An 11238-nucleotide genomic window follows, 5' to 3' on the forward strand; every position below is an offset into this window, starting at 1 on the left:
CATCCTCAAAGTGTCCCAAAAAGTTTGAGATGAAGCAGTCTCATCTGTTCCCGCGATGGAACCGGCGGCCAGAGTTCCTTGACGGCGTCGCGCCTTATAGCCCTGGAAAGTTTCTGATATATCGAGGCATCCTTTCTCACGAGATTTCTGATGAGATCGGATATCTCTCTTCGTTTGTTTACTTTTGTGACTGGACAGGGGCTCGTGAGAGGTTCAAAACCCGTAAGGGCTACAGCCTTCTGGATCTCATATTCGCGGAAGTAAACGAGAGGCCTTATGACAGTCAGCCCTGTGTCACTTAAATAAGTGGCAGGACTGAATGTCTGAATCTGGCCGGAATAGATTATGCTCATGAGAAATGTCACTACCGCATCGTCATGATGATGAGCGAGGGCTACTTTATTATATCCCTGCATCTTGGCGAAGCCGTTGATTGCGCCGCGCCTTAAGTGCGCACACAGTGAACATGGATTTTGTTTGCTCTCGGGCGAAAGGGCGGCCCGTGAGATCTGCGTCATTTCGATATTAAAAGGCACATCGAGCCTTGTGCAGAATTCATGCAGGCGATCTCTATCAAAAGGCTCGTCAAATCCAAGGTCAACGGTAAGGGCGCCCAAGTCGAAGGGGATGGGGCCCGAATTCCGGATCACGGACAGCGCATAAAGCAGAAATGCGCTGTCTTTCCCCCCGGAGAAACCCACGAGTATACGGTCACCAGGCTTGAGTAGTTCAAACTCCACGATGGCTCTCCAGAGTCGCCGCACATATCGTTTCGGCAGGCTCTGTCTGCCTTCCTTTATAGGTTCGATCTTCATGGTTACAGTCCAGTACTACGCGCTCCTTGAGGGTCCTTTCCCGCTATTTCGACTCGGGCGGGCCCCATAATTTTCACAGGTCCGAGCCATGCACCTGCCTTTGCGAGTCCTCGCAGTGTCATCTGGGCTATGAGACCAACCAGATATCCTGAGATTACACCGGCTATGATCAGGAAAGGCAGGTAGAAGTATATACCAAAGCTCTGTACCATTATGGCAGCAACAAACAGCTGTCCTATATTGTGAAATACCCCGCCCAGGACGCTTATCCCGGCAAGGCTCAAATAAGAGTTGAAGCGTGAAAATGCTATGCTCATCACGATGGTGGCCAGGGTGGAGCCAGCTATACTGAACCAAAAGCTGGCAAGATTGCCGCTCAAAAGTGAGCCAAGGAGGCAGCGGACGGCGACTACCAGCAATGCATCGTATGGCCTGAGCAGCACTATAGAGATCAAAGTGACCACATTGGCAAGCCCGAGTTTCGCGCCAGGAACCGGCAGTGGGACCGGAATCATGGCCTCTACCAGGTAGAGGATCAGACTACAGGATATGAGTATGGCTATAGATGTAAGGCGTTTTATCTGATTATGATCTCCTGAAAGCGCCAATGATCAATAACCTCCTTAGACGATGATGAATATCAATGGCCACGACGCCATAGCAGAGTGGATGGTCAATAGGCCACAAGGTCAGGCTCATCCCTCTGTTGGATGAAATCAGATTCTACCATGACAACCACCTTGTGTGGCGCACATACTATAGTCTGCCCCGGCTTTGAGATCCATCCCGTTTTGACACACATCTTGCCTGGACAGTCTGCATCCTTTATCCGGACACGCTGATTTTGGATCTCCACCAGGTTATACGAATCTTTGCCATGGGAATCACGGGTCTTCACCAGCAGAGTCTTGGACTGCGATGGATAACTTAGAGATAGCCTAGCATATTCCTTGCCATCGACTTTTATCACCACTCGGTTCCCCCGGCCGCTAGCCGTTTTTATGGATGAAAGGGCAAATCCGCACAAGGCTAGAATAATGAATATCGAAATAAGTATGATGTCGCCCTTTTTCAGCACGAGCTCGAATTCCTCCCCGGAAAACAGAACGCTTCGCTACGAGAATGAGACCATGCTATAATTTTACTTCTTTTATATCCATAAGGGAAGGGCAAGAGAGGAACCTTATGAGGGAGATAATAGACATAAAGCATGGGGGAATCGAGGGCTTGGGGATAGAGTGCCATTACCTTGGCACTTCAGTGCCTGTGGAGAAAGCAGTTGACGCTGCCATCGAGATAGGGGCATCTGCCATCCTGATCAGCGTCATTCGGCCTAATATGACCACGGGCTCCGGGAGAGATGGTTTATCAAGGCGTTTTAATGATTCAAAAGAGGAGGAGGATCATCTTGCGAAAGCCAGAGAAAGTGGTGATAATGGGAGCTGCCGGACGAGATTTCCATAATTTTAACACATTTTTCAGAGACAATCCGGATTATGAAGTTGTTGCGTTTACGGCTACGCAGATTCCGAACATAGAGGGTCGCCGCTACCCGCCTGTGCTTGCAGGGCCCAGGTATCCAGAAGGCATCGAAATCCTTCCTGAGGAAGATCTACCTAAGCTCATAAAGGAAAAGGCTGTGGATAAGGTAGTCTTTGCGTACAGTGATGTCTCTCATCAATATGTGATGCACAGGGCGTCACTGGTGTTAAGTCAAGGTCCTGATTTCTTGCTTATGGGGCCTAAAACCACGATGCTCAAAGCCGAAGTGCCCGTCATTTCGGTTTGCGCCGTCCGCACAGGGGTAGGGAAAAGTCAAACAACCCGAAGGGTGTCCCAGATACTCAGGGCACATGGCGTGAAAACAGTGGTCGTGAGACATCCCATGCCTTACGGGAGACTCGATGAGCAGGTGTGCCAGAGGTTTGAGAATTATGAGGATCTCGACCGGCATGAATGTACCATTGAAGAAAGGGAGGAATACGAGCCTCACATCGCGCAGGGACACATAGTCTACGCAGGCGTTGATTATGGTGAGATTCTAGAAAAGGCTCAGTCTGAGGCGCAGATCATACTGTGGGATGGGGGGAACAATGATCTGCCATTCTATGAGCCGGATCTTCATATCGTCCTAGTGGACCCACATCGGCCGGGACATGAGGTGTCCTATCACCCCGGCGAGACTAACCTCAGGATGGCTGATATCGTTATCGTAAACAAGGTAGACACGACAGACCCTGGAAATATTGAGAAGACTCTGGCAAATGTCAAAGCTGCAAACCCCAAGGCTGCAGTTATAACCGCCGATTCACCTATCACACTAGATAACGAGGCCGCAGTGGCTGGCAAGAGAGCGCTAGTGGTCGAGGATGGCCCTACGCTAACCCATGGTGGTATGGCCTATGGGGCTGGGGTAATAGCCGCGAAAAAGGCAGGAGCCACCACCTTGGTGGACCCTGAAGAATATGCTGTCGGAAGCATCAAGGATACGCTGCGCAAATATCCTGACCTTGAACCTCTTCTTCCAGCTATGGGTTATAGCGCGACCCAGATCTCCGAACTCGAGGAGACTATAAGGAAGACCCCGTGTGACGTGGTGGTGATAGGCACCCCTATAGATCTGAGGCGGGTTATAAGGATTGACAAACCAACTGCCCGGGCGAGATACGAACTCGTTGAGACAGGGGGAAGGACCCTTGAGGATCTCATCGGGGAAAGACTTCGCCTTTGGTGAGGCTTTCACAGAATATCCTTGAACTTGCGGGCTGACAAGTATAAAATAATGTGGGTAGCCTGCAAAATAACAAGGTGCTTGTTTTGAGGAGGAGATCTGGTTGGGGAAACTGACATGCGAGCAAATACGGAACGTCGCCCTGATCTCCCACGGGGGGGCCGGGAAAACTAGCCTTACAGAAGCCATTCTATTTGATTGTGGGAAGATAGACAGGCTTGGGCGCGTCGACGAGGGTACCACCACAACCGACTATGATCCGGAGGAAGTCAAGCGGAAGATATCTATCAACGTAGCCTTGGCTCCATGCGATTGGAACGGATGCAAGATCAACATCCTGGATGCGCCAGGATACGCTGACTTTTTAGGCGATACGATCGGCGCTCTACGAGTATCGGATGCTGCAGTAATGTTGGTTTGCGCGTCTTCCGGCGTGGAAGTTGGCACCGAGACCCTCTGGCAGGTCGCTGATGAGAGAAATCTTCCAAGATTGGTCCTCATTAACAAGATGGATAGGGAAAATGCTGACTTTTACAAAGTTACAGATGCTATAAGAGCAAAGTTCGGGACCCATGTCGTACCTATTCAGCTGCCTATCGGGGCTCAGGAGTCATTTAAAGGTGTCGTTGATCTGATTGCCATGAAGGCCATATTCTTCGATGGCGGCGGCAAGAAGACCATGGTAGGCGAGATTCCTCAGGATTTGGCAGAAAGGGCTCAGGAATATCGCAAGATGCTGATAGAGGCTGCTGTCGGCGATGATGACGAGCTCATTATGAAGTATCTTGGTGATGAGGAGCTTACAGACGAAGAGATCAGACGCGGCCTGCGGAAAACAGTCGTCTCGGGGAAGACTGTACCCATTTTATGCGGGTCCGGCCTCAAGAATATTGGAGTGCAGCCTCTTCTCGACTCAATAACAGCTTTCCTGCCATCGCCGGCCGACAGGCCTGAAGTGGAAGGGACAGATAAGTCAACAGGCTCCAGACGGAAGGTTCCCAACAGTGTAGATGCGCCGGCTTGCGCCTTGGTTTTCAAAACCATGGCTGATCCTTTCGTGGGGAAACTCACATACTTTAGGGTCTATTCCGGGGTTATACGTTCGGATAGCCAGGTCTTCAACGTTACAAAGGGCGTCCAGGAGCGTATAGGTCAGATTTTCTTCATGAGAGGCAAACAACAGGAAGCGACCGATGAGGTTACTGCCGGTGACATAGCGGCCGTCGCCAAACTTCAAGAGACATCCACAAGTGATACACTGTGTGATAAGGAATTCCCTGTTGTGCTTGACCCCATAGCATTCCCAAGACCGACGCTTTCCCTGGCGGTCCGTCCCAAGAGCAAAGGCGACGAGGATAAGATAGGAGCCGGGCTTGCAAGGCTCGCTGAAGAGGATCCTACATTTGTAGTTCGCAAGGATGCGGAGACTGGTGAAGTGCTGGTTTCCGGGATGGGGGAGCAGCACCTTGAGGTTGTGGCTGACCGCTTGAAGAGGAAATTTGGCGCTGAAGTAACGCTGGACAATCCGAAGATACCTTACAGGGAGACCATACGTGGGACTGTCAAAGTGGAAGGCAAGCATAAAAAGCAAACCGGCGGCCGCGGGCAGTATGGCCATGTATGGCTGGAGCTCGAACCTCTGCCTCCTGGCTCCGGATTTGAATTTGTGGACAAGATCTTTGGAGGCGCGGTGCCGAGGCAGTATATCCCCGCCGTCGAGAAAGGCATCAGGGAGACCATGTCTGAAGGAGTCCTGGCGGGTTACCCGATGGTAGATTTCAGGGCCACACTTTACGATGGCTCATACCACCCTGTTGATTCGTCAGAAATGGCCTTCAAGATCGCTGCCTCCATGGCTTTGAAAAAGGGCGCCGCTGATGCGAAACCGGTGCTCCTTGAGCCAATCATGAATGTTGAGGTCGTGGTGCCGGAAGCCTACATGGGTGACATCATGGGAGATCTCAACAAGAGAAGAGGCAAGATCCTGGGAATGGAGCCGCAGGGCCATACTCAGGTCATCAAGGCTCAGGTCCCGATGGCCGAGATGTTCAAATACGCCATTGATCTCCGGTCCATAACTGGAGGCCGCGGGCATTTCAGCATGGAATTCTCGCATTACGAAGAAGTGCCGGCGCAAATAAGTCAGCAGATAATCGAAGCTGCAAAGAAAGAAAAGGAAAGGGAAAAGGAATAAACAGCGCGGCGGTTGGCGATGGCTGCCGCGTCGCCGCAATAAAATAGCTCGCAGCTATTGCACTGTGCATCCGGGTTGTGATATTCTGAATTAAAATATACCCAACTGGGGCTTAGATGGCCATGGGTTTGAATAAGGCATTGAAGGAGAGGAGTAGGGGGCATCATCCCAAGAGAGGAAGACTCACCGGGTGAAAGGTCTTCTGGATTTGATTCCCCTGAAGGTCGCTCTGGAGCCATGCTCTCGAAGGGCTGATTTCGCGAAGGACTCGGTTTTCACGCGGAGCGCGCGGGAATGGCTTTGTAGGGGCATCAGGTGCGCCTGTTATAGCGCAGAGAGCGCCCGGCGGAGAGTTCGCCGGGAAGCAAGGTGGTACCGCGGAGGAGCGAGCTCCTTTCGTCCTTTGAGTGACGGAAGGAGCTTTCGGTTTTCAGTGGATATTTTAGGGGATATTGATATGGGGGGGTTTTGGGAATGAGTCTGGATCACGATCCAGCTATAAAAACCGATTTCGCCGAACCGCAAAGAACGGGCGATCATGCAGGCGGAGCATGGGATATGCCGCCGGTATACAGGCCTCAAGAAGAGGACGAGAAGACCTACCGGTATTGGCTGTCAAATGGCTTCTTCCACGCAGAGGTAGACAGGGATAAAGAATCCTTTTCGATTGTGATTCCGCCGCCTAATGTCACAGGGTCCCTGCACATCGGCCATGCCCTCGATGAGACACTGCAGGATATCATGGTCCGGTGGCGCCGGATGCAAGGATACAATACGGTGTGGATTCCGGGCACTGATCATGCTGGCATTGCCACTCAAGTCAAAGTCGAGGCGTATCTTGCCAAATCCGGGATCACCAGACATGATCTGGGGCGGGAACGTTTCTTAGAAGAAGTGTGGAAGTGGAAGCAAAAATATGGCTCGGAGATTATAAGGCAGCTCCAACGTCTAGGGGCCTCCTGTGACTGGCAGAGGGAAAGATTCACCATGGACGAAGGGTGCTCCAGGGCTGTAAGGGAAGTCTTTGTAAGATTATTTGAGAAGGGCCTGATCTACAGGGGCGAATACATCATAAATTGGTGCCCCCGCTGCAAGACTTCCCTTTCAGATCTGGAGGTAGAGCATGAGGATGCGGATGGGAACCTCTATTACATCAAATATCCTTTCAAGGATGGTTCAGGACATATAACAGTGGCAACCACGAGGCCGGAGACCATGCTGGGTGATGTGGCCGTAGCAGTTAACCCGGGAGATGATCGTTATAGGGGCATAGCCGGCAAGACCGTTATCCTTCCCATCATGAACCGGGAAATCCCGGTTATTGCAGATGAATATGCTGATCCGGAATTCGGGACAGGTGCTGTGAAGGTCACGCCGGGCCATGATCCCAATGACTTCGAAATAGGGAGGCGACATGAGCTCCCAATCATCTCCGTTATTGGAGAGGATGGCCGAATGTCTCATGATGCAGGCAAGTATGAGGGGCTTGACCGGTATGAGTGCCGGGAAAAGGTGATAGATGAGCTAAGGGGTCTAGGCCTCCTGGAGCGTGTCGATCCACACCTTCATGCCATTGGTCACTGCCAGCGATGTGACACAGTGGTAGAACCATTAGTTTCTAAGCAATGGTTCGTGAAGATGAAGCCGCTGGCCGGCCCGGCCATCAAAGCGGTGCAGGACGGCAGGATCAGGTTCATACCCGAGAGGTTCACCAAGATATATCTTGATTGGATGGAAAATGTCCATGACTGGTGTATTTCCAGGCAACTATGGTGGGGACACAGGATTCCTGCATGGTATTGCCGTGATTGTGGTGAGGTGATCGTGTCCCGTGAAGACCCGGCATCCTGCTCTAGATGCGGCAGCAATATTGAACAGGATCCAGATGTTCTCGACACCTGGTTCAGCTCAGCCCTTTGGCCATTTTCCACAATGGGATGGCCTGACAGGACCCCTGAGCTCGAGAAGTGGTACCCCACATCACTCTTGGTTACGGCATATGACATCATCTTCTTCTGGGTGGCGAGGATGATTGTCATGGGACTCGAGTTCATGGAAGAAGTGCCTTTTAGGGATGTATATATTCATGGCCTTGTCCGAAATCCTGAAGGCAAGAAGATGAGCAAGTCCCTGGGGACAGGTGTGGATCCTCTTGTCGTCGTGGATGAATACGGCGCTGACAGCTTGCGGTTTGCGCTGGTCATCGGGAACACTGCCGGTAATGACATGAGATATCGACCCGATAAAGTCGAAGGAAGTAGAAATTTCGCAAACAAAGTATGGAATGCTTCCAGGTTTGCCATTACGAATCTATCTCCATATGTTGATGAAATTGCGGCATTTTCTGGCGATGAGGATAAGGCCGAGTCCATCCTGGAAGAGCTAGAGCCTTATATGCTCCTACCTGACAGGTGGATAAGAAGCCGCCTGAATCAAGTGGTCAAAGAGGTCACGGATAGGCTTGAGAAATATGATACTGGCGAGGCCGCCAGGGCGGTTTACGATTTCATATGGGATGAATTCTGTGATTGGTACCTGGAGATAGTGAAACCGCGACTTTATGACGGTTCTAAATGGGATGAGCCTGCCAGACGGGCAGCCCGGCTCGTGTTGCTGGATACCCTGACGAAGTCTTTGAAGCTCCTTCATCCATTCATGCCGTTTGTCACAGAGGCTATATGGCAAAAGATGCCATGGCACGCTGGAGCGCTCATGGTGTCGAAGTGGCCTGAATGGCGCGAGGAAACTGATGGCGATTCAAGTATTGAAAAGATGCAGGTAATAATGGAGGTCACACGAGCTATCCGCAATATAAGGGCTGAGATCAATATACATCCGGCGCAGCGGATAAATGCGGCACTGGGGGCTTCCCCGGAGCAGGCGGAGATTTTGCATGAGGGGCAGGATATAATCACCCGCCTGGCCGGATTAGAGAATCTAGCCATTGAGCCTGCGGGACAGGCGAGGCGTAAACGTTCTATCTCGGCTGTAGCAAAGGGCGTCGAGATCTTTGTTCCAGTTGAGGGTGTCATTGACATTGAAAAGGAGCAGAAGCGCTTATCTGGTGAACTAGATGAGGTAGCCAGGGCGCTGGAGACGAGCCGTCGCAAATTGAATAATAAGGCATTTATCGAAAAGGCCAAACCCGAGGTTGTGGAGAAGGAGAAAGCGAAATATCAGGAATATCTTGATATGCAGGCCAAGCTCTCCAGGCGGATTTCGGAGCTCAGCGGTGAATAACTGGGATATGAGCCGGATTTCAAACGAGGAGCGGATCTATGAGATCTGGGCGGCCCTTCGCCAGATGTACGGGCCCAAAAAGAATGAAACAAGGGATCCATTGGACGTGCTGGTGCTCACCATACTGTCCCAGAATACCAGTGATGTCAACAGGGACCGGGCGTTTGAATCACTCCGGGCTCGCTTTAGCTCATGGGATGAGGTGCGTAAAGCGGATCCTTCTCTTGTGGAAAATGCCATAAGGATGGGCGGCCTTGCCAGGATCAAGGCCGCCCGGATCAGGCAGGCGCTCGAGAGGATCAAGGCGAATTTCGGGGAATGTAGTCTCAGGGGCTTGGAGAGGGTGACTCCTGAACGCCGGTTGGAGTATCTTCTGTCACTGGATGGGGTGGGGGAAAAGACAGCAAGATGCGTCCTGCTTTTCGGTTATGGCTATGGGGCATTCCCGGTGGATACCCACATTTATAGGGTTTCCCGCCGCCTTGGGTTGATTCCTGAGAAAGCGGATTTGCCTCTGGCGCACAAGATCCTTGGAGAAATGATCCCCCCGCATCTTGCCTATGAAACACACGTGAATATGATCGAGCATGGGCGAAAGAGGTGCAGGCCGAGAAATCCTCGCTGCGGGGAGTGTGAGCTGGCTTCTCTGTGCCCATTTTCCCGTCGTCGGGCGCCGCCCGGCTAAGAGGATCAAAATGGTTGTAGTTTATTTATGATAGATGCCCATGCTGCGTAGACCACCATGCTGCTATCGCAACACCATCAGATGGATGAAAATGGTAGCCATCTATTTTCAAGGCAGTGGAAAGAATATGGACATATAGGACAATGGCCGCCTCTATGAGGCACCTATGCCGCCGAGGCGGCGCCATTGTCACGATGAATTGCGGGTGAGTCAGTTCAGTAGACATGAGATTTATCGCTGATCTGCATATTCATTCTCATTACTCGAGGGCTACGAGTCGGGACTGTCGCCCTGATGAGCTTCACCTTTGGGCAGCGTATAAGGGCATCTCTCTTTTGGGAACCGGGGATTTTACCCATCCCATATGGCGAGAAGAACTCAAGACGAAGCTGCGACCGGCAGGGGATGGGGTTTATGAACTCAAGAACGAATTTAGGGCCGAGGGCGGTGATGTAATTCCATGGGCCGCCAGGGCTCAAGTCTTTTTTATGGTTACCGGTGAAATCAGCACAATATATAAGAAGAATGGAAGGGTTCGCAAGCTGCATAATCTCATTATCCTCCCGAGCCTCGATGACGCCGAGAGGTTAAGCCGGCGACTTGGGACGATTGGCAATCTCGATGCGGATGGGAGGCCGGTGCTTTCCATCGATAGCGCCGAGCTTCTCAAGATCGTCCTTGATGAATGCGGTGATGCGATTTTCGTCCCGGCCCACATCTGGACGCCACATTTCTCTGTATTTGGCGCACATTCGGGATTTGATAGCATAGATGAGTGTTACGGGGATCTGGTAAACAAAATCTACACCCTGGAAACCGGGCTTTCATCTGATCCTCCAATGAATTGGAGGCTCTCAAGCCTCGATCGGTTTGTCCTCACATCTAATTCAGATGCCCATTCCACCGCAAATCTCGGGCGGGAAGCCAATATTTTTGATACTGAGATATCATTTCCAGCGATTTATGATGCACTAAAGAGAAAGGATCGCGACAAGTTCATAGGAACCCTGGAGTTCTATCCGGAAGAAGGCAAATATCATTATGATGGCCATAGAGCCTGCGGGATCCGCTGGACTCCGGCTCAAACCCGGGCCGCCGGGGGGATATGCCCGGTATGCGGCCGGAGGGTCACCGTCGGTGTCCTGCATCGCGTTGAGGAGCTCGCAGATCGACCTGAGGGGACAAAACCGCCATCGGCGCGTCATTTCGAGAGCCTCATTCCCCTCGCCAAGATCATATCTTCAGCGCTTGATGTTGGGGAGAAGACCAAAGGGGTTCAGCGTCACTACTTCGACCTTCTAAAGGAACTGGGACCGGAGCTGACGATCCTGAGAGAAACGCCTATCGAGGAGATAGAGCGCATCGCCGGCCCCGATATAGCTGAGGGTGTCCGGCGTGCTAGGACGGGTGAAGTCAACATAATGCCAGGGTTTGATGGCGAATATGGAAAGGTTGAAGTCTTTCCGTCAAGGTGGTGCCTTTCAAATTTCAACGCGCGTCAGGACGAAGTCTTCCCGTCGGATTGAAGAATTTACACCAAGTCACGTCGGGATATCCCTGTCTTGAATGTGTA

Annotated in this window: 9 protein-coding genes and 1 other annotated feature; of the genes, 6 read left to right on the forward strand and 3 right to left on the reverse strand. The window is 51.6% G+C overall.

Annotated elements, in window-relative coordinates; all coding sequences use genetic code 11:
• Positions 1-5: 5 nt before the first annotated feature.
• From HPY52_07670 to HPY52_07680, 3 genes are all read right to left on the reverse strand, one after another.
• Positions 6-815: a tRNA 2-thiocytidine biosynthesis protein TtcA gene (locus HPY52_07670; GenBank protein NPV80143.1), complete on the reverse strand. Its 810-nt coding sequence runs from the start codon at positions 813-815 to the stop codon at positions 6-8.
• A gap of 2 nt (positions 816-817) precedes the next feature.
• A complete protein-coding gene (locus HPY52_07675; protein ID NPV80144.1) occupies positions 818-1423 on the reverse strand; it encodes a Gx transporter family protein in 606 nt (201 codons plus the stop codon).
• Between the two features lie 65 nt (positions 1424-1488).
• A complete protein-coding gene (locus tag HPY52_07680) occupies positions 1489-1893 on the reverse strand; it encodes a NusG domain II-containing protein (protein NPV80145.1) in 405 nt (134 codons plus the stop codon).
• 107 nt (positions 1894-2000) lie between these two features.
• Between HPY52_07680 and HPY52_07685 the strand changes: the two genes are divergently transcribed.
• From HPY52_07685 to HPY52_07710, 6 genes are all read left to right on the forward strand, one after another.
• Entirely contained in the window at positions 2001-2279 is a 279-nt protein-coding gene (locus HPY52_07685; GenBank protein ID NPV80146.1) for a hypothetical protein, read from the forward strand.
• A complete protein-coding gene (locus HPY52_07690) occupies positions 2218-3549 on the forward strand; it encodes a GTPase (GenBank protein ID NPV80147.1) in 1332 nt (443 codons plus the stop codon). Before HPY52_07685 ends, HPY52_07690 begins: the two co-directional genes overlap by 62 nt.
• 100 nt (positions 3550-3649) lie before the next feature.
• Positions 3650-5740: an elongation factor G gene (gene fusA / locus HPY52_07695; protein NPV80148.1), complete on the forward strand. Its 2091-nt coding sequence runs from the start codon at positions 3650-3652 to the stop codon at positions 5738-5740.
• 131 nt (positions 5741-5871) lie between these two features.
• Positions 5872-6147, forward strand: a binding site (T-box leader).
• 151 nt (positions 6148-6298) lie between these two features.
• Positions 6299-8980 (forward strand): valine--tRNA ligase, encoded by a 2682-nt coding sequence (locus HPY52_07700; GenBank protein ID NPV80149.1) that lies wholly within the window; start codon positions 6299-6301, stop codon positions 8978-8980.
• 7 nt (positions 8981-8987) lie between these two features.
• Positions 8988-9665, forward strand: a complete 678-nt coding sequence (locus HPY52_07705; GenBank protein NPV80150.1) for an endonuclease III — start codon at positions 8988-8990, stop codon at positions 9663-9665.
• A 224-nt stretch (positions 9666-9889) separates the two neighbouring features.
• On the forward strand, positions 9890-11191 hold the full coding sequence (locus tag HPY52_07710) for a hypothetical protein (protein ID NPV80151.1): 1302 nt from the start codon (positions 9890-9892) through the stop codon (positions 11189-11191).
• Positions 11192-11238 lie beyond the last annotated feature (47 nt).

The sequence above is a fragment of the Bacillota bacterium genome (genome assembly GCA_013178415.1).
Taxonomy (GTDB): domain Bacteria; phylum Bacillota; class SHA-98; order Ch115; family Ch115; genus Ch115.

What these genes read in the sequence shown, in the direction of transcription:
- HPY52_07670 (NPV80143.1), bottom strand. Translation starts at nt 815, where the DNA reads ATGAAGATCGAACCTATAAAGGAAGGCAGACAGAGCCTGCCGAAACGA.
- HPY52_07685 (NPV80146.1), top strand. Translation starts at nt 2,001, where the DNA reads ATGAGGGAGATAATAGACATAAAGCATGGGGGAATCGAGGGCTTGGGG.
- HPY52_07700 (NPV80149.1), top strand. Translation starts at nt 6,299, where the DNA reads ATGCCGCCGGTATACAGGCCTCAAGAAGAGGACGAGAAGACCTACCGG.
- HPY52_07705 (NPV80150.1), top strand. Translation starts at nt 8,988, where the DNA reads ATGAGCCGGATTTCAAACGAGGAGCGGATCTATGAGATCTGGGCGGCC.
- HPY52_07710 (NPV80151.1), top strand. Translation starts at nt 9,890, where the DNA reads ATGAGATTTATCGCTGATCTGCATATTCATTCTCATTACTCGAGGGCT.